This is a genomic window from Botrimarina hoheduenensis (assembly GCF_007859815.1).
Classification (GTDB): Bacteria; Planctomycetota; Planctomycetia; order Pirellulales; family Lacipirellulaceae; genus Botrimarina; species Botrimarina hoheduenensis.
Window position 1 is genome coordinate 368,247 of the sequence record NZ_SJPH01000001.1, and the last position, 18,610, is coordinate 386,856.

General features: G+C 63.1%; 16 protein-coding genes and 1 tRNA gene. 9 read left to right on the forward strand and 8 right to left on the reverse strand.

The window, feature by feature from the left end:
• Positions 1 to 22: 22 nt before the first annotated feature.
• The 8 genes from Pla111_RS01425 to Pla111_RS01460 form a co-directional block, all read right to left on the reverse strand.
• The gene (locus tag Pla111_RS01425; RefSeq protein ID WP_146570659.1) at positions 23 to 2,104 is read right to left on the reverse strand and encodes an NADH-quinone oxidoreductase subunit 5 family protein; all 2,082 of its coding nucleotides are present in this window, start codon (positions 2,102 to 2,104) and stop codon (positions 23 to 25) included.
• A gap of 57 nt (positions 2,105 to 2,161) precedes the next feature.
• Positions 2,162 to 2,548: an NADH-quinone oxidoreductase subunit NuoK gene (nuoK, locus tag Pla111_RS01430; protein WP_231930546.1), complete on the reverse strand. Its 387-nt coding sequence runs from the start codon at positions 2,546 to 2,548 to the stop codon at positions 2,162 to 2,164.
• 2 nt (positions 2,549 to 2,550) lie between these two features.
• A complete protein-coding gene (locus Pla111_RS01435) occupies positions 2,551 to 3,252 on the reverse strand; it encodes an NADH-quinone oxidoreductase subunit J family protein (RefSeq protein WP_146570661.1) in 702 nt (233 codons plus the stop codon).
• Positions 3,249 to 4,493, reverse strand: coding sequence for a complex I subunit 1/NuoH family protein (locus Pla111_RS01440; protein ID WP_146570663.1), 1,245 nt, complete (start codon positions 4,491 to 4,493; stop codon positions 3,249 to 3,251). Before Pla111_RS01440 ends, Pla111_RS01435 begins: the two co-directional genes overlap by 4 nt.
• A 292-nt stretch (positions 4,494 to 4,785) precedes the next feature.
• Positions 4,786 to 5,994, reverse strand: a complete 1,209-nt coding sequence (locus tag Pla111_RS01445) for an NADH-quinone oxidoreductase subunit D (protein WP_146570665.1) — start codon at positions 5,992 to 5,994, stop codon at positions 4,786 to 4,788.
• A 5-nt stretch (positions 5,995 to 5,999) separates the two neighbouring features.
• Entirely contained in the window at positions 6,000 to 6,530 is a 531-nt protein-coding gene (locus Pla111_RS01450; protein ID WP_197524659.1) for an NADH-quinone oxidoreductase subunit C, read from the reverse strand.
• Between the two features lie 123 nt (positions 6,531 to 6,653).
• The gene (locus Pla111_RS01455) at positions 6,654 to 7,244 is read right to left on the reverse strand and encodes an NADH-quinone oxidoreductase subunit A (protein ID WP_146570669.1); all 591 of its coding nucleotides are present in this window, start codon (positions 7,242 to 7,244) and stop codon (positions 6,654 to 6,656) included.
• A gap of 86 nt (positions 7,245 to 7,330) precedes the next feature.
• Positions 7,331 to 7,885, reverse strand: coding sequence for a NuoI/complex I 23 kDa subunit family protein (locus tag Pla111_RS01460; protein ID WP_231930548.1), 555 nt, complete (start codon positions 7,883 to 7,885; stop codon positions 7,331 to 7,333).
• Positions 7,886 to 8,444: 559 nt separating this feature from the next.
• Here Pla111_RS01460 and csrA point away from each other — a divergent pair.
• The 9 genes from csrA (at position 8,445) to Pla111_RS01505 (ending at position 18,543) form a co-directional block, all read left to right on the forward strand.
• Complete coding sequence (csrA, locus tag Pla111_RS01465) at positions 8,445 to 8,663, forward strand: carbon storage regulator CsrA (RefSeq protein WP_146571538.1); 219 nt, start codon at positions 8,445 to 8,447, stop codon at positions 8,661 to 8,663.
• 441 nt (positions 8,664 to 9,104) lie between these two features.
• Positions 9,105 to 9,177: transfer RNA gene (locus Pla111_RS01470), tRNA-Glu, on the forward strand.
• Positions 9,178 to 9,519: 342 nt separating this feature from the next.
• A complete protein-coding gene (locus Pla111_RS01475) occupies positions 9,520 to 10,608 on the forward strand; it encodes a ferrochelatase (protein WP_146570671.1) in 1,089 nt (362 codons plus the stop codon).
• Positions 10,605 to 11,603, forward strand: a complete 999-nt coding sequence (locus Pla111_RS01480) for an aldo/keto reductase (RefSeq protein WP_146570673.1) — start codon at positions 10,605 to 10,607, stop codon at positions 11,601 to 11,603. The genes Pla111_RS01475 and Pla111_RS01480 overlap by 4 nt, the downstream gene beginning before the upstream one ends.
• A 61-nt stretch (positions 11,604 to 11,664) precedes the next feature.
• Complete coding sequence (gene ispD / locus Pla111_RS01485) at positions 11,665 to 12,408, forward strand: 2-C-methyl-D-erythritol 4-phosphate cytidylyltransferase (protein ID WP_146570675.1); 744 nt, start codon at positions 11,665 to 11,667, stop codon at positions 12,406 to 12,408.
• Positions 12,409 to 12,528: 120 nt separating this feature from the next.
• On the forward strand, positions 12,529 to 13,821 hold the full coding sequence (tyrS, locus tag Pla111_RS01490; RefSeq protein ID WP_146570676.1) for a tyrosine--tRNA ligase: 1,293 nt from the start codon (positions 12,529 to 12,531) through the stop codon (positions 13,819 to 13,821).
• Between the two features lie 135 nt (positions 13,822 to 13,956).
• Positions 13,957 to 14,859 carry an ABC transporter ATP-binding protein gene (locus tag Pla111_RS01495; protein ID WP_146570678.1) on the forward strand — a complete coding sequence of 301 codons (903 nt, stop codon included), beginning with the start codon at positions 13,957 to 13,959 and terminating at the stop codon, positions 14,857 to 14,859.
• Between the two features lie 130 nt (positions 14,860 to 14,989).
• Positions 14,990 to 16,831, forward strand: coding sequence for a hypothetical protein (locus Pla111_RS01500; protein WP_146570681.1), 1,842 nt, complete (start codon positions 14,990 to 14,992; stop codon positions 16,829 to 16,831).
• The gene (locus tag Pla111_RS01505) at positions 16,828 to 18,543 is read left to right on the forward strand and encodes a hypothetical protein (RefSeq protein WP_146570682.1); all 1,716 of its coding nucleotides are present in this window, start codon (positions 16,828 to 16,830) and stop codon (positions 18,541 to 18,543) included. Before Pla111_RS01500 ends, Pla111_RS01505 begins: the two co-directional genes overlap by 4 nt.
• The last annotated feature ends 67 nt before the right edge of the window (positions 18,544 to 18,610 follow it).

Sequence of the window (18,610 nt, forward strand, 5' to 3'; positions counted from 1 at the left end):
AAGTGGCGGTGGCGGGGCGGATTCACACTACGGCGAGGATCGCGAGCGAACCGAGGAACACTACCCCTAACACGAGGAAGACGATGTAGTGACGGAGGCTGCCGGTTTCGATCCGGTGCAGCGCGACACCGCCACGCCACAGACCCCGGGTGAAACCGATCAGCGAGTTGTCGATCGTCCAGCGATCGATTGCCTCGGCAAGGAACGTCCCGCAGGAACGCACCGAAGTGGCGAAGCCGCGGTTGATAGCGGGCAGCGTACGCAGGTCGAGCGCCTGCACTACGCCGGCCCCCAGCGGGTTGGCAAGCCGCCCGCGCAGGCGAGAAATCCCCACCAGCGCGAGTCCCGCAGCCGTTGCTCCAAGGGCGAGCAACCCCGCGCGGAGCTTGATCCCCGGGGCGTGGTGGTCGTGCGCGCCGGGGATGACCGCTTCTGGCCAGAGCGTGCCGACCGTGAGTTGGTGAGGCGCTGGTGAACCAGCATCGAGCAGCGCCGCGAGCGAGGCATTCAGGCCCGGCAGTGTCCAACCGGCGCTGATCGCCAGTGCGGCGAGCACGAGCATCGGAAGCAGCAACGTCGGCGCGGCTTCGTGTGCCTCGGCGGCAGCGACGGAGCGGGGCTTGCCGGCAAAGGTGAGCAACCACAACCGACCCATGTAGAACGCGGTTAATGCCGCGCCGATCGTCGGTGCCACGAGGAGCCAGCCGGCCCAGGAATTGGCCCGATAGAAGCCAATAGCTTGTTCAAAGATCAGGTCTTTGGAGTAGAAGCCGCTGAGGCCGAGGCCCAAGCCGGGGATGCCTGCCCCCATGATGGCGAGCACGCCGATCCCCGTGAGCCAAGCCGTGCGGGGCATCCGCTGGCGCAGCCCGCCCAGTTGCGCCAGGTCACCCGAATGGGTCGCATGGATCACGGCACCGGCTGCCAAGAACAGCAACGACTTGAACATCGCGTGGGTCATGAGGTGGAAGATCCCGGCGACCCATCCGCCGAGCCCCATAGCGAGCATCATGTAACCGAGCTGGCTGATCGTCGAGAAAGCGAGCACCCGCTTAAAGTCGGCCGCCGCACAGGCAAGCACCGCCCCGATCAGAAGCGTTAGCGCTCCTACCGAGGCGACGATTACCAGCACCTCGGGAGTCAACAGCGGATACACACGGCCGATGAGGAAGACGCCCGCGGCGACCATGGTTGCGGAGTGAACCAGCGCCGAGACGGGGGTGGGGCCCTGCATGGCGTCGGGCAGCCAGGTCCACAGCGGGAATTGAGCGCTCTTACCGAGGCAGCCGCAGAACAAACCGAGCCCGGCCCAGCAGAGCATTCGATAATTCGCCCCCCCGGATTCGCGTAGGGCTTGGCCAGCGGACAGCAGACCGCCCCCTTCGCCATCGATGAACACTAACCCGCCCGTCGCGTTCCACAGGGCGATCATGCCCAGCAGCAGCCCGACATCTGCCAAACGATTGACCAGCATCGCTTTACTGGCGGCGTTGGCAGCGGCTTCGCGTTCGTAATAGAAGCCGATCAATAAGTAAGAGCTGAGTCCAACGAGTTCCCAGAACACGAAGGTCATCGCCAGGTTGCCCGACAGCACGAGGCCCAGCATGCTGAACAGAAACAGGCTCAGGTGCTGATAGAATCGGTGCAGTCGGCCTTCGCGCTGCAGCGGCAGCGTGCCGCTAAGCACCTCCGAATCGACAACCCCTTCGGGAGCCATTTCTTCGGTGAAGTAGCCCCGGGCGTAAACGTGTACGCATGTGGCAACGAGGGTCACGACCGTCGTCATGACGACCGAGAGCGTGTCCAAGCAATAGCCGGCCGATAGATCGAGCGGACCAACACGAACAAACCGGAACCAATCGCCCACGATTGGCGGTTGATCGCTACCGCGCCACACCCAAGCGGCAAGCGCCACGAGCGCAAGGCCGAGGCTCAGCACGCTGCAAGCCGTTGCTACTTGAGCAACGGCCCGGGCGGTTGCGATGCTCACGCGGCCGCGGCGGCGGTGCTCGATCGTCGGGACGATCGCTGCCGCGACAAACGCTGCCAGCGGAGCGAGCCACGCGACGAGCATCAGGGTGGGTAAGAGGGGTAAACCGTTCACGGCGCGTAGTTTGGATCGCTTTGTAAGTCAGGCAGCAGAAAGAGTGATTGAGCCGTCTCAGCCGCGTAGCTGGCTAGCGCGGTCCACATCGATCGTCCCGACGGTGTTGTAAAAGTTGAGCGCAATGGCGAGCGCTACGGCGGCTTCGGCGGCGGCCAGGACGATTACAAACAACGCCATGAGTTGGCCATCTAGGCCGAGCGTGGCGGCATCGCCCCGGAGATAGGGGCTGCCGATCGCCACGAAGTTGATGTTGGCTCCGTTGAGGACGAGTTCGACCCCCATCAGCACGCCGAGCAGGTTGCGTTTGGTAGCCATGCAGACGATTCCCGCGGTGAACAGAACGGCTCCGACAACCAAGTAGTGCGCGACGCCGATCGGTGATGTCAGCAGGCTGGCCATCGGCAGCAAAGGCAGCAGTGTGTCACTAGGCAGAGCAAGCATGGTTAGGCCCCCGTTTCAGCAGGTGAATCGAGCGTTTGCGAGGCTTCCAGCAATTCGCTGCCCGAAGGGTCAGCGTCGGCAAGGTCGTCCAGATCGCTGGCCGGCTGACTCGGATCTTGCCGAACCAGTGAGTTGGCCCCGATCCTTCCCCGCGCCAGATACGCGGCACCGACAAGCACCACCAGCAGGTGGACCGAGATAATTTCGAAGATCAAAACGTAGCCGGGGCGATCGTTAGGGGGAGAGTCTGCGGTTGGGGGGGCTTGATCAACACGCAGACCGAGCAGGGCCATCGCAATCGGCCCGACAGTTTGCGGCGTGAGCGCGAGCGATCGTTCGGCAGGTGTGTCGCCCCGCCATGCGGGGACGCGAAAGGCCGCGGACGATAGCAGGATCAAGAGGGCGAGCCCGACCATCGCGGCCAGCGCAACTTCGGCGGGTCGGGTTGAGATGCGGATAAATTCTTCTTGGGCGGTAAGCATCACACCAAAGATCAGCAGCACGAGGGTGCCGCCCACATAGATCATTAGCTGCATCGATCCCACAAAGTCGGCACCGGCAAGAAAGTACAGCCCAGCCGTCGCGGAGAGCGACAGCACCAGATAGAAAGCCATCCGCACCACGTTGGACGTGAGCACCACCGCCAGGGCAAAGCCGCACGCCAGCGCCGCGAACAGAGCGAAGAAGAACGAGTGCCAGATCACGGCCGTCCCCCCGCGGTATCGACGATCAGCACGTCAGCCGGCGGCGTTGCGACGGGCCCCGCCGCTTGGGCACGGAGAAGTTCAGCGTTGTAGGGGCGGAGCAACAAACCATTGGGAAGGCTGGCCTGCCAGAGGGTGGCCCCCAAGAAACAAACCGCCGCGATCGGCGTGCAGTACTTCAGGCAGGTGGTCATCACTTGATCGATGCGCAGGCGGGGGAGCGACCAGCGGGCCCACATCATGAAGATCACCAATAAGAGCCCCTTGGTCAGCAGCAAAACCAGCCCGAGCAGGGCGCCCAGGTAGCCACCGATACCGGTCCCCAACAGGGCTTCAAGCCAGCCCCCCGAGCCGAGCCCCAGCGGAAGCACGCCGTGCCAACCGCCCAGAAACAGGATTGCCGCCAGCAGGCTGACCAGCATCATCGAGCCGTACTCGGCCAGAAAGAAGAGGCTCCAACGCAGCCCGCTGTATTCGGTGTGAAAACCGCCGACGAGTTCGCTCTCGGCTTCGGCGAGGTCAAACGGGGCTCGATTGACGCTGGCTGTTGCGCAAGTGAAGTACACGCCGAACGTGATGAAAGCAAAGGGGCTGTGCAGCAGGTACCAGTTCCAAAAGCCGCCCTGCTGGGCGTCGCCGATCGTGACCAGGTCCATGCTGCCGGCGAGCATCACCGGCGTTACCGCGCACAGCCCCAGCGGGACTTCGTAGCTAACCACCTGAGCCGCCTCGCGCATCGCGCCAAACAGCGACCACTTCGAGGCCGACGAGTACCCCGCGAGGATCACGCTGAAAACTTCCAGCCCGAGCACCGCGAGCACAAAAAAGACCGCCACATCCAGCCGTTGTGCAACAAACGGGTGGGGCATGCCAGAAAAGGGGAGCGCCAAAAAAGCCGACAGCGACGCCGCCAAGCCGATGTACGGTGCCAACCGAAAGAGCAGCCAATCGGCCTTGCCTGGCATGAGGTCTTCTTTGCACAGCAGCTTCAGACCGTCGGCGATGGTCTGCAACCAGCCGAAGCGGCCGCCGGTGCGCGTTGGCCCGAGTCGGTCTTGGATCCGGCCGGCGATCTTGCGCTCGAGCCAAATGAAGACCAAGCCGCTGATCGCGACGAGGTTCAACAGCATGCCGGCCTGCAGAATGGCGGCCAGAGCGTAGCCGCACGCGGCGTCGTCGCCGATGGACCCGACGAGCCACCCCGTTAGGGCGTCCAGCGCCCGATTGAGAGTGACAGCCATTGTGCGTGAGGGGGCCGAGAGCTGACGAAGACCAAACCGGTCTACTACTAACTATTACGCCGCCAGCGCCGCGCTACAAGGTGACGCAGGCTCAACGGTAATCCGCTCGGGGGTGCGTCTCGCGATAACATGCGTGCTCATCACGCCTCCGCGAGAACTGTCGCGCAGCGCCGCCGATCTCCCAGGCAATGACACGAAGGCATTTTGCGATGAGCAGATTTCGTGCGGGCGCTGCTGAGCCGAATCGGTCGAGTCGTCGCAAACCACCCTGTCCGCGTATCTCCGCGCCGGTTTAGCGATCGATTTCGCCCATCACGATGTCGAGCGAGCCAACGATTGCGGGGATGTCGGCAATCAGGCACCCCCGGCCGATCTCGCCGATCACCGACAGGTTGCAGAACGAACTGCTGCGAGCGCGGGCGCGCCACGGGTTGGGCTGGCCGAGGCTCACCAGATAGAAGCCCATCTGCCCGCGGGGCGCTTCGGTTTCGAGGTACGTTTCGCCCACGGGGAGCTTGGCTCCCAGTTTGAAGGGTTGCCCGTGATCGAGACCCTCTTCGGCCTCGTAGAGAGCGATCGCTTGGCGCACCAGCGAGATCGACTGCACGACTTCCAGCATCCGCACGTAAAAACGGTGCCACGAATCGCCTAGGACCGCTTCGGGCGGGGGGGGCGGTGCGCCGGTCGTGGCGGGGTACGAGCCGGCCCGCTCAACGATGACCTGGAAGTCGTAGCCGGCGTACATCTGGGTGTAGCAGGGCTCGCCGTCGCGCCGGAGGTCGAAATCGACTCCGCTGCCACGCAGCACCGGGCCGCTCACTCCGTACGAGATCGCACGGTCGGCGGTCAGCACCCCGACCTTGCAGGTCCGCTTCACGAAGATCGCGTTCGAGGTGAGCAGCGTGTGGTATTCGGGCAGGATCGGCTCGAACTCATCGAGCATTTTCAGGCACCGCGTGGTCCAGCCGGCCGGAAGATCGGCCGTGGCTCCGCCGGGAGTCAGGTAGCTGTAAGTCAGCCGGGCACCGCATGCTTGCTCGAACAGATCGAGAATCTTCTCCCGCTCGCGGAAGGCGTACAGGAAGGGACTAAACGATCCGAGATCCAAGCCATAAGCCCCCATACCCACCAGGTGGCTCGCGATGCGGCCCAGCTCGGCGATGATCACCCGCAAGTGGCGGCCCCGTTCGGGCGGAGCGTAGCCATGCAGCTTCTCGACGGCCAATGACCAACCGAGATTCATGTTCATCGCCGCCAGATAGTCCATCCGGTCGGTGTAGGGGATCCACTGCCGAACCGCGAGGTTCTCGCCGATCTTCTCCGCGCACCGGTGCAGGTAGCCGATGTGGGGGGTCACTTCCGAGACGACCTCGCCGTCGGTCCGCAGAACGAGACGCAGCACGCCGTGGGTGCTGGGGTGCTGGGGCCCCATGTTGACGAGCATCTCGTCCGTGCGGACGTCGAACTCCAGGACCCGCGGGTCTTCCACTGAGGTTTGCATGAGGTTCACCTGCCGCGGATCCCGTGGTACTCAAGTGGCATTTGGTAATCCTTGCGAAGCGGGTGGCCAACCCAGTCTTCGGGGCACAGGATTCGCCGCAGATGGGGGTGATTGGTGAACTCGACCCCCGAAAGATCGTAGGCTTCGCACTCATGCCACTCGGCGGTGGCCCAGAGAGCGGCAAGCGAAGGCAGCGTGGGGGGCGTTTCGCTTGCAGCGTTGGCCCATCGCGGGAGCGTGACCTTTAGCGTGAGCTGCCGTTTGCGCGACAAGTTGCTCAGGTGGTAAACAACCACCAGCCGCGCCGCGCCGACCGCCTCGGCGAGCTTCTTGTCGGCCGTGAAGTAGTCAATCACGCACAGGCCGTTGAGATAGTCGTAGTCTTGCGCCGGATCGTTCTTCAACCAAGCGGCCACCTCGGCCAATCGCTCCGGTGCGATCTCGATCCACGGATCGATCGGGCCTGGGGAAGCGGAAACGACCGCCTCCGGAAAACGCTCGCGGAGCTGTTCGGAGATCGCGGGGTCGTGTTGCAAGACGCGCTCGGTTTTTTTTACGGCAGGGGCGGGGCGTTCCGCTGGCGAAACGGCTTGTTGTCTCAAGCTTGGAGTAGTTGCGTCAAGCTTGGAAAGGCCCCGCGGTTCAGCGTGTCAATTAGCTTACGCGGCTTCGGCCTTGTTGGGCACATCGGGAGAATCGTTTCGCAGCGGCTGGTTGATGGTCGTCCGGACCCAGTCGAGGTCTCCTCGGCTCCAGACGTAGGCAAAGCCGACCATCAGCACCATGAAGAACAGGACAATGTCCAAGACGCCGCCCCACACGAGGCCCGACGCGGCTTTTCCGATGCCGGGCAGCTCGGCGGCTGACACCGCGAGCGGCGTTGCCGTCAGCTCGGAGAGTCGGGCAGCAATCACCTGGGCAGAGGCCTCGGCCATTGCGGGCGACGCGGCAGCGGTGTCAGCCGCCGCGACGATCTGGCTGGCCTTGCCAAACACCACTGCCCACGGAAAGAAGAACGCGACTTCCACATCGAAGATGATGAACAGCAACGCGACCACATAAAAACGGATATCGAACCGTACGAAGCTCGACCCGATGACCGGTTCGCCGCACTCGTAAATCTCTTTCTTCTCGGGGCTGGGCTGATTGGGTCGCAGCAGTCTCCCCACCGCCAAGTTCACCGCCACAAACGCGCACGCCACCGCCGCGAACAGCACGAGGTAGGCGGCGATTGTGGTGGGAGTGACCATAGAGGCGGCAGGACTTACCGTTTCAAAGAGCTTTAGGCGACGCGGCTGATGTAACGCGAACCCCAACAGGAATTTCGCGGCGCGTTTCAACCCTCGCTGTTCGGACCTTGGTGGGCGACCTGGGTAATCGTTTTAGAAGCGGCGATCGCGGTGGGGTTGAGTGTCGCCTTCCCCCAGGCAACCTCAAGGGGCAAACGCGCGAAATCGACGATCGCGCCGTCGCGGCTGTAGCTCGAAAGGTCGTGCGTGCCTCCCATGAAGATGCAGTCCACGGGGCACGGCTCGACGCAGAGCGCGCAGAACATGCACTTCGTGTAGTCGATCGTGTAGCCCGTGACTTTGAAGCCCTTGCCGTTGGTGACCCGTTCCTTGCCGATGTAGATGCAATCTACCGGGCAAGCTTTCGCGCACTGATCGCACGCGATGCAGGTCGTGAGGTCAAAGCGGTGATAGCCCCGGTAGCGCGGGGCGACCGTTACCGGCAACTCGGGATACTCGTAAGCCTCGGTAAAAGTGCGTCGGTCGGTGCGATACGTGCTGAGCCACGTGCGCAGTGTCAGTGACATGCCTTTGCCAACGGTCCACAGCGTTCGCACAACGTTGTCGAGCCAGGGCCACAGGGGAGCTTGGCGGGCGGACATAAACCAACAGCCGTCGTGGGAGTGCCGAATCGAGGCGGCGGGATGGCGATGTAGGGGGGACGGGGAGCACCACCGCAGGGGGAAGCTCCTTAGCAGGGGGGAACCGAGCCTGAAGAACCCTATTCGCCAGCTTGGGGTTGGCAACAGGGCCGACCGATCCCGGACGCCGCGACTAAGCGTATTGTGGTCGGGGGTGGGGGGGCAGGGGCCCGAATGGGGGTGACAGGGAAGCGGTTTTCCGCAAAATGGTGGCTCAGCGGCAGTAAATCGGTCTCAATTCACCCGGATTCTTGACTGTCAACCCCTCGATGCAAAGAATAAGTGGTACGCTGTTAGCAGAGCGGACCGGGTGCTAGCACGTGAAGGCTGATGCCGGCGCTAGAAAACGCGACAGTGTCAGCAAGCGTTCGTGTCACCCGTTGTTCGCACGGTCAATCAGCTTACCGACTCAACCAGCACCACAGTAGATCTAACGGCGGCTCTCGGTTCCCCCACCCCCGAGAGTCGGCTGTCACCTCACTACAGGGCGTGGAACGCCGAATCGAGCGAAGGAATCGTCATGTTGGTATTGTCGCGTAAAAAAAACGAAAGCATCGTCATCAACGACGATATCACGATCGTCGTGGTTGAGATCCGCGGCGACAAGGTCCGCTTGGGGATCGAAGCCCCCAAGGAAGTGCCGGTGCACCGCAACGAGGTGTACGAGGCAATCCGTCGGGCCGGGGTTGAATCCCCCGATTCTCCCGCTCCTGCGCCCGCTGAAGGGGCGGAAAGCTGATCGCGGCCTGCACTTGGCCAAACCAGCGGTTTGCACCTGGCCAAGCCAGATGACCGAGGCGAGCCATAAGCTGGATGAGGCGATTGCCTCCGCTTGACTAATCGATCGGGGCTCGTCGCTCCGCTGCTTGGAGTGTTGCTGCCGGACAGCCCGGATCAGTTGCCGGCTTGTTGAGGCTGTGCGCAACGCTTTTTTCTGATTCTCGCGGTCTGGGTCAAGCTCTTCGCACCCCGCCTCCTTGGGCTGCAGAATCGAGCGGTAAAAGACCCCTGGCGAGCCCCTTAAAACGCTAACCTACAGGGGAATGCGACGGGTGCTGTTCCCTGTTGGGTTGACGCGCGTCGCGGCCTTGCCTAGCTTCGCTGCCTGAAACGGCAATCGGGCCACTCGTGTGCTTGCCACGCGGCTTCCCCGATACCCCGTTTCGCCCCTCCCTATCGAGGCCCCATCGTCTAGTGGTCTAGGACTCCGCCCTTTCACGGCGGCAACACGGGTTCGAACCCCGTTGGGGTCACTATCAAAGTGAGCAGAGTCCGCGGCGGTTTGATTGCCCCGCGGGCTCTTTTGCTATTCAGGGACTTGGTTTGAGCCCCGCCGGTGTCGCTCCACAGCAACAGCAGATCGCAACGCCGCGATGCGGGGCCCCTCTCGATTCGATCGGTGCGGTTCTCGCCCCCTCCAATGCCGCCGCGGGGGGCCGTTTTGTTCGCGGAGTGGCAAACAAGCGGGGGCGGTGGTGGCCGGCAAGCCTTGGTTGCGCTAAAGTCGCGGTACGGTCCCCCCCTCGTGATTGCTTCGCCGAGGGCCTCTCGCTCTGCCAGCTCAGTTTGTCGTTCCGTCTGCTTGAGATTCCCCGATGGCTGAATCACTGCCCTACGATTCGTTGCTGCTGGTCTCGTTCGGAGGCCCCGAAGGCCCCGACGATGTGATGCCTTTCTTGGAGAATGTGCTGAGGGGCAAGAACGTGCCCCGCGAACGGATGCTGGAGGTTGCCGATCACTATCAGCACTTTGGGGGGGTGAGCCCCATCAACGAACAGTGTCGCCAACTTCTGGCCGCGATCAACGCGGAGTTGGCCACCCACGGGCCGCCGCTGCCCGTGTACTGGGGGAATCGCAACTGGCAACCGATGCTCGAGGACACGCTCAGGCAGATGGCGGCCGATGGGCGGCGACGCTCCCTCGCGTTCTTCACGAGCGTTTTTAGTTGCTACTCGGGCTGTCGGCAGTATCGCGAAGACATCCACCGCGCACGCGAGGCCGTGGGGGCGGGGGCCCCGCAGATTGATAAGCTGCGGATGCCCTATAATCATCCTGAGTTTATCGCGGTCGAGGCTGAGGCGCTCGAGCGTGAGCTGGCCACCATGGATCCGCAGCGCCGCGCTGAGGCCAAGGTGCTCTTCACGGCCCACAGCATCCCGAACTCGATGGCGGACAACTGCCGCTACGCCGTACAGTTGCACGAGGCGAGTCGGCTTACCGCCGAGGCGGTCGGCGTGAAGGATTGGGAGCTGGTTTACCAAAGCCGCAGCGGCCCTCCCCAGCAACCGTGGCTTGAGCCCGACGTGTGCGATCGGATCGAAGAGCTGCATCGGCAGGGGGGGCTCCACGACTTGGTGCTTATGCCAATCGGCTTCGTCTCGGATCACATGGAAGTTCTCTTCGATCTGGACACCGAAGCGCGCGACCTGTGCGAAAAGCTGGGCGTGAATCTCCGCCGAGCCGCCACCGCCGGCATCCATCCACGCTTTGTCGGCATGATGCGCGAACTGATCGAAGAACGCATCGCCACCGAGCGGGGCGAATCGCCCGAGCGCCGCGCGATCGGGCAGTTTCCCGCCAACCACGATGTCTGTCCCGATAACTGCTGTCTCTACACACCGCAGCGCCCCTCGGGTGCAGGACGTCCGGCCGTTGCGGGCCCTTCGCGCGAGCCGGCATCATGATTCCGAGTGCCGCTGCCAAAGACCGCCGCTTGGCGGGAATCCCCGAGCCGTTTGCGCCGGTCGCGTTGGGCTGCTGGCCTATGGCAGGCGTGACGACGTTGGGGGCTACCCACGCTGACGGCGTTGCCACCGTGCACGCTGCACTCGACGCGGGAGTCACACATCTCGACACGGCTTACGTGTACGGGCCAAACGGCGAGAGCGATCGGATTCTCGCCGAAGCGCTGCGGGGTCGACGCAACGAAGTCGTGCTCGCCTCGAAAGTTGGAATTCACTACGAAGCCGATGCCGCAGGCGTTCCGCAGATGACACATGACGGTCGCCCCGCGACCCTCCGGACCGAGTGCGAGACACTGCTCCAGCGGCTGGGCGTCGATTCGGTCGATCTGCTGTATCTGCACTCTCCCGACCCCTCGGTGCCGATCGGCGAGTCGGCCGTGGCCCTGGCGGAGCTTATGGCGGAGGGCAAAACCCGGGCGGTGGGTGCTTCCAATTGCACGCTGCCCCAGATCAAGGAGTTCGCCGCGGCTTGCCCGCTGGCGGCGGTGCAGTTGCCTTACAACCTGTTGCAACGCGACATCGAGCAAGAGACGCTCCCCTGGTGTCGTACGAACGGTGTTGCGGTGATGGTTTATTGGGCCCTGATGAAGGGGTTGCTGGCTGGTCGGCTGCCACGCGACGAAGAACTTGATCAGCACGACAACCGCCGCAGTTACCCGATGTTTCAGGGCGAAGAGTGGCAGCGCAACCAAGATTTTGTTGAGGCGCTGCGGGCGATCGCCCAACAGGCAGGTGTGACTGTCGCGCAGCTGGTGGTGAACTGGACGATGACACAGCCCGGCGTGACCGCTGTGCTGTGCGGAGCGAAGCGGCCCGAACAGATCCGCGAATCGGCCGGCGCGCTGGGGTGGTCTTTGTCCCCCGCTCAACGCGTGGCGATCGATCAGGCGATCGCGGCCCGTGGGGTAGCGGCAGCGAAGCGAACCTTCCGCTAAGCTGGGCGGTTGCTAGCCGATTGTTCGATCTATTGCCGAAGCAAAACAACGAGATCCCCGCGTGAGCCGCTTTGCCGTCCTGATTCTCGCCGCCGGGCAGAGCTCGCGCTTTGGCGATCCCCATTACAAGAAGCCGTTCGCCCCGCTCGAGGGTCGGCCCGTTTGGATGCACGCGGTCGATCGCTTTAAGGATCGCGAAGACGTTGCCGAGGTGGTGGTTGTCGTTGCCCCGGAAGATCGCGAGGCCTTTCAGACGAAGTTCGGTGCGAACCTGCTCTTTCTAGGCGTGGCGCTCTGCGAAGGGGGCGCTCTGCGTTCCGATTCCGTTCGCAAGGGCTTGGATGCTCTCTCCAGCCAAGCCACCCATGTCGCGATCCACGACGCGGCCCGCCCCTGCGTTACCACCGAGGACATCGACCGCGTCTTTGCCGCGGCCCGCCAAAGCGGTGCCGCGATCCTCGCCTCGCCTGTGGTTGCAACGCTCAAACGGGCGAGCAGCACCGATCCTCCCGAGGTGGAGGAAACGGTCCCCCGCGAAGGGCTCTGGGCCGCGCAAACGCCACAGGTCTTCGAGCGTGACTTGCTGAACGGCGCGTACGAAGCAGGCGGGAGCCCCGTGACGGACGACGCCCAGCTGATCGAGCGACACGGTCATCGTGTCGTGATCGTTGAAGGCTCGTCCGAGAATCTGAAGATCACGACCCAGGAGGACCTCCGCCTGGCCGCTGCGATCCTTGCGACACGGTCGGTCGCAAAGCCGCAGAAGCCGTCGCATCCGTTCGAGGATGACGACTTGTGGCGTTAACCGCAGGGTGATCGGGGGGGCTCGCGGGGCGTGTCGCAGCCACGCCCCTGGCAATCCGAGCGGCGATCCCCAATCATCGGCGAACGATCATCAACAGCAAGTACCGGCGGAATCCCCACGATGGACTTCTTTAAAGAACTACAAGCCCGCGGGCTCGTTCATCAGTCTACGGATGAAAAACTGGGGGCTTGGCTTGCCGCGAAGCCTCGCACGGTTTATGCGGGGTTTGATCCGACCGCCGACAGCCTGCATGTGGGCAGCCTGCTGGGTTTGATCGTGCTGCGCCGCTTTCAGCAGGCGGGGCATCGCCCGATCGCGGTGGTGGGCGGCGCGACGGGCATGATCGGTGATCCGAGCGGCAAAAGCGCCGAACGCAATTTGCTGACCCGCGAGCAATTGGAAGCCAACGTCGCAGGAATCGCGAGCCAAATGCGGCGATTCCTCGACTTCGAGCCGGGCCCTGCTTCGGCAGCGCTGCTGAACAACTTCGACTGGACCGGCGGATGGTCTTACCTGGAGTTCCTTCGCGACATCGGCAAGAACTTTCCCGTTAACGTTATGCTCCAGAAGGACTCGGTTAAGAGCCGGCTGGGGCGTGGCGACGCCGACAACAGCGCCGGTATGAGCTACACCGAGTTCAGCTACATGCTGCTGCAGGCCTATGACTTTGTGCACTTGGCACAAACCGAGTCTTGCGAGCTGCAGGCGGGCGGCAGCGACCAGTGGGGCAACATCACGGCCGGAATCGATCTGGCCCGCCGCATGCACGCTCAGCAGCTGTACGGCATGACGTGGCCGCTGTTGACCAAGAGCGACGGCACGAAGATGGGCAAGACCGAGTCGGGGGCCATCTGGCTCGACCCTCAGCGCACCAGCCCGTACGAGTTTTACCAGTACTGGGTGAATGTTGACGACGCCGACGTGGGGGGCTGCTTGCGGATGCTGACCGAGTTGCCGCTGGAAGAGATCGTCTCGCTCGACGCCCAGCGGGCCGAGAACGCGGCTGAGCGGCTTAGCCAAAAGCGTCTCGCTGAGTCGCTGACCCGACTGGTGCATGGCGAAGAGGGAGTCGCGGTCGCCCAGCGCGCCACAGCGGTATTCTTCGGCGGAGCCGAGGTCGAGGGGCTGGACGATCGGGTGCTGGGCCAGCTTTTTGCCGATGTGCCGGCCGGCGAGTGCCCGCTTTCGACCCTGTCGGGAGAAGGTTTGCCGATCGTCGAAGCCCTGATCGCGGCCGGGCTCGCCAAGAGCAAAGCCGAGGCTCGGCGAACGGTCGAGCAGGGGGGAGCCTACATCAATAATCGCCGCGTGGAGGGGCTCGAACGGACGCTCACCCCCGCCGATCTAGCCAGCGAGTCCGTCACGGTCCTCAGAAGCGGGCGCAAACGTTACGCCCTGCTGCGTTTCTGCTGAGTTAGGCGCTGCCCGAATCCTTGCGGCAGGAGAGGCCCCGCACCTATGATGGGGGGCTTATCGTTAGCTCGCGGGAGGGAGTGAGACTCCCTGCTGCCGAATCGCCCCCCCGACCGGATACGACCGAGGAACCCGATGCCAGCCGAAGCGGTCATCGAGACGCGTGCCCTGTCCAAGATTTACCGTGACTTCTGGGGTCGCCAGAAGGTTCGCGCCCTCAAGGCACTCGATCTGGAGGTTTACAAGGGGGAGATTTTCGGCCTATTGGGCCCCAACGGCTCGGGCAAGACGACCACGATCAAGCTCTTGCTGGGGCTGTTGTTCCCCACCGAGGGGCGTGCTCTGGTGCTCGGCAAGGACGCGACCGACGTCTCGAAGAACGAGCGGATCGGTTACTTGCCCGAGGAGTCGTACCTCTACAAATTCCTGAATGCCGAGGAAACCCTCGATTTTTACGGCCGGCTGTTCGACATCACGCCCGAGGTGCGGAAAGAACGCATCGAGAAGCTGATCAAGCTCGTCAAGATCGAGCGGGCCCGCAAACGCCAGCTCCGCGAGTACTCCAAGGGCATGACCCGCCGGATCGGTCTGGCCCAAGCGTTAATCAATGATCCGGACCTGATTCTGCTCGACGAGCCGACCAGTGGTCTGGACCCGATCGGCACGCGCGAGATGAAGGACATGATCCTTGAGCTACGCGACCAGGGAAAAACGATCGTCATGTGCAGCCACTTGCTGGCCGATGTGCAGGACGTCTGTGACCGGATCGCCATCCTCCACCAGGGAGAGCTCAAGGAGCTGGGCCGCGTGGATTCTCTGTTGACCGTTGAAGACGTCACGCAGATCCGCGCTCGCAACCTCACCGACGCTTGCCAAAACGAGCTACGCGACGTGATCGCTCGCCACGAGGGCGAGCTGCTCGAGATGGCCAACCCGACAACCACGCTCGAGGACCTGTTCTTGTCGATCGTTAGCGATAGCGAAGCGCGACCGGGTCGCCGGGTGGTGGGCACCGCGGCCAAAGCGGACGGAGGCTGACGCCTGTTCCCTCCGTCGCCCGCGGTAGCGATTTTGGGCGACACCCCCCAACTCATCTCCACGCCGCTTCGCGTTTTCGCTTGATCCCTGCTTTGCCAAGCTGCACTCCCCCTGGACCGCTCGCTGAACGATGGTCTTAGAGAAGGAAGTCCTACCGTTTTTCACGTGGCTGCTCCGCGGTGAGGGCGCGACATTCGCCGATGGCGAAGGCGCTCTGGTGCTGTTCGCCATCGTCGTGGCGACCGTCTTTGTGCTGGCGCTCGTTGGCGGGTTTCTGGTGTCGCTCGTGCGGCACGGGCCGATTCGCGCGGGCGAAATTGCCTACAACACCATCGTGGGCGGTGTCGGAGAGCTGCTGCGCACGTCGTTCCGCCGCGTTGCCGCGCTGGCAGCGGTGGCCGCCAAAGAGTCGGTTCGCCGCCGAGTCTGGGTGGCGCTGGTGGTGTTCGGCCTGATCTTGCTGTTTGCCAGTTGGTATCTGAAGGCCAACAACACCCAACCGGCACGCCTGTACCTGAGCTTTGTGCTCACCGCGACCACCTATCTGATCTTGTTGCTGTCGCTGTTGCTGGCGGCGTTTAGCTTGCCGGCCGACTTCCGCACGAAGACCCTCTACACGATCGTTACCAAGCCGGTCCGTGCCGGCGATATCGTGCTGGGCCGGATGCTGGGCTTCACCCTCGTGGGGACCGTGCTGCTGGCGATCATGGGCCTGGGCAGCTGGGTCTTTGTGAACGGCTCGCTGGCACATACCCACCGGGTCGATATCGAATCGCTCGAAGCCCTGCGCAGCCCCGATGGCGAGTCCCTCGGCCAACGCGGCCTGACGTCCTACGACGTCTATCACAAGCACGATCTGACCATCGATACCGACGGGTCGGGCGTCGCCGAAGGGGCTCATTCGCATACCCATCAGGTGACACAGAACGGAGACCGGCTCGAGATCGGCCCGGCTGAAGGGTTCCTTCGAGCCCGGGTGCCGCAGCGGGGCAAGCTGCGCTTTTACGACCGCAAAGGGGTCGAAACGGCCCGCGGCATCAGCGTTGGTAACGAGTGGGCCTACCGGAGTTTCATCCAGGGTGCCACACAAGCCGCCGCCGTGTGGACCTTTGAAGGGGTCAGCAAATCGAGTCTTGTCGAGTACGCCGATGGCGGGGGCGAGTACCTGCCCGTTGAGTTGATCGTTCGCGTCTACCGTTCGTACAAGGGGGAGATCGAGCGCGGGATTCAAGGCAGCATCCAGCTCCGCAACCCGGACACGCAGGTGAAAACCAACCTGCGGACGTTCTACGCGAAAGATGCCACGATCGACTCGTTCGATTTTGCCAACGAGCAAACCAGCACCGATCAGTTGCCGATCACGATCCTCGAGGACCTCGTCACGCCAGACGGCCGATTGGAAGTGATCGTTCAAGCGCTGGATCGCAACCAGTATTTCGGCTTTGCCCAGGCCGACTGCTATCTGCGGCGTCCTGAGGGGTCACCCCTGTGGAACTTCATCAAGGGCTACCTCAGCATCTGGATGCAGATGGTGATCGTCATTGCCGTGGCGGTGACCGCGAGCACGTTCCTCAAGGGACCGATTGCCATGCTGTTTACGGTGGCGTTCTTGGTGCTCGGGCTGAACCGCGAGTTCTTTGTGAAGATCGCCCAGCTTGAGTCCTACGGTGGCGGGCCGGTCGAGTCCGCGGTGCGGATGGTGACCGGGATGAACCAGATGAGCCCGTTCGATCCGTCGAGCGCGGTCAGTGTGATGAAGGGCATCGACTTTGTTTTGGCCAAGATGATGCTGGGCTTGTCGTACGTGTTGCCGGACTTCTCGACATTCTTGGGCCGCGTCAACTTTGTGGCCGAGGGCTTCTCGATCCCGGCCGACGCGCTGACGCGCGACCTGATTGTCTGCCTGGCGTATGTCGTTGGGGCGTTCGTGATCGGATACTTCTGCCTGCGGGCGCGTGAGGTCGCCAAGTGAATCAACGCGGAAGCTTCTATCGTAAGGTCACCTACGGTGCCATTATCGCCGCGCTGTTGGTGCCGCTCTCGCTGCTCAGCTCACCGGCGACTCGTAACTCCAAGGGGGGCGTGCTCTCGCAGCTCCGCGCTGAGCACCGTCTTGGGCAGGCCGACTTGGGAGAGATCGATCCGGCCAGTGAAACAATCAAGCTCGCGACACTCGGCCTGCGGGGCCTCGCGGTTCAATTGCTGTGGAACAACGCCAACGAGTACAAGAAGAAAGAAGACTGGACCAACCTTACCGCCACGCTCGAACAGCTTGCCAAGCTCCAGCCGAACTTCATCACGTTCTGGAAATACCAAGCGTGGAACCTGAGCTACAACGTCTCGGTAGAATTCGACGACTACAAAGACCGATACTACTGGGTCCGCCGAGGCATTCAGTTCTTGCAACAGGGCGCGCGCTACAACCGCGACAACCCCAAGCTGCTATGGGAGCTAGGCTGGGTGCTCGGTCAGAAGATCGGCCGCAGTGACGAGAAGGTTCAGTACCGACGTCTGTTTAAGGCGGACACGGAGTATCATCCTGAGGACCGTCCGCCGACGCAGCGCGACAACTGGCTGCGGAGCAAGGCTTGGTACGAAGAAGCGGTTGCCGCGGTCGATGAGCGTGGCCAGTCGATCGGCAAACAGAGCCCGATCGTCTTCTACTCCAGCCCCGCTAAAAGCCAGATGAACTACTCCGAGGCCATCGGAGAGGATGGCCTGTTCCAGCGGAGCGTCGCCGGCTGGCGGCTCTCCGAGCAGGAATGGAAGGAGTTCGCAACACGCCCCATTGAGCACTCCACCGGAGTCGTGCTGCGCTATGCTGAGCAAGACGAGGTCGAACAGAGGGTCACGGAGCTAACGGAACAGCTCAGCGGAATGGTCGCAGGCGTGAGCGAGCGGATCGTTGCTCAGGCGCGCAAGACGCTGACCCCTGAGCAACTCGCCGCGCTCGAGATCCCGCCCGCCGATCGCGACGAGGACCAGTACCAGCTCTCAAGCGAGGCCGAACGGATCCTGGAAGTGACGCCGCAGAAGATCGCCGACCAGATCGCAACCGAGGCCCCGGAGAAGAATCGCCAAGCGCAGCGTCTCGCGGCCGAGCTCCGTGATACCGAACGCAAGCTGGCGTTTATAAAGGCCTATAAGGACACCGCCAACTTTGACTACTGGATGCTCCGTTCGCAGTTCGAGCAGTCCAAAGCGGCCGTCAACGCGCGTGAGCTGATCTTCAGGGCCCGCCAAGCGTTTGATCAGCGGGCCGATGTTGAACAAGCCAAGCAGCTTTACGAGCAGGCCTTCGCACGCTGGGCCGACGTATTCGCCGAGTTCCCGCAGCTATCCGATCCGGACGGCACGACCGGCGACGACGTCATGTACATGATTTACGACTACAACCGCGTGCTCGAACAGCTTGACGAAGAGGTGCCCGAGGACTTCCCGCTCTGGAACATCATCGAGAACTTTGACACCGAGCGAGAATTCCGCGCACAGATCGAAGAGCGGCGGCGTGCCCGCGGCGAGCTCGACGAATCGGCTGCGCAAGCGGCTCCTGCGGAATCCGCCTCGTCAGCGCCAGCCCCCTCGCAAGCTACGCCGACGATCGACACGGCAAGCTCGGCTGAGAGTGCTAGCGGAGAGACCGCCGCACCGGCCGCCGAGACTCCTGCGCCGGCAAACGAGTAGCTCAGGCCGCCAGCACCGTTGATCGTGCCGGTTGGCGCGATTGGTTTGGGCATGACGGCCCGACCGG